Source organism: Gilvimarinus sp. 1_MG-2023, assembly GCF_030548285.1.
The window spans coordinates 1-481 of record NZ_JAUOSC010000111.1; the positions used below are offsets into that span (position 1 = coordinate 1).

Sequence of the window (481 nt, forward strand, 5' to 3'; positions counted from 1 at the left end):
GTACAAGGGTGGTGGACAAGGTGGTTTCGCCGACATTCAACGCATGCGCAGGAATATCAACGACAGGGTCAAGATCGGTACGACGGAATACGATCCCTGTATTAACCGGGGCGGGCTTCAGAGTCAGGTAGACCTTTTCACCGGAGTGAAGGCCTACACCTGAAGCGCGGATAGTGTTCTTTAAGGTGCGTTGAGGGATCATTCTGACAATCCTGCCATTTCTGGTCGTTTCTTATACAAATAGATAGATCCTGCAATTATAGCAGGAATGCAAGAACACGCTAGCGGCATGCTCTTTTTACTCAATCTGCCTGACGACGCAAGAAAGCAGGTATATCCAGATACTCCATGTCTTGCCGTGTTTGTGGTTCCGCTTTTGTCGCAGCTTGAGCTCCCGCTCCAGCCTGACGAGTCACGGCTGGACGATCAAGCTTGTTGTAGTCTGGAGTACCATCTGCACGCTTTGGCGCCGGTGTATTAT

1 protein-coding gene is annotated in these 481 nt (G+C 50.5%); it reads right to left on the bottom strand.

Features of this window, described 5'->3' with window-relative positions:
- A partial coding sequence (locus Q4563_RS15935; RefSeq protein WP_303605166.1) for a UDP-3-O-acyl-N-acetylglucosamine deacetylase occupies window positions 1-202 on the bottom strand: 202 nt, incomplete at its 3' end.
- Window positions 203-481: the final 279 nt, after the last annotated feature.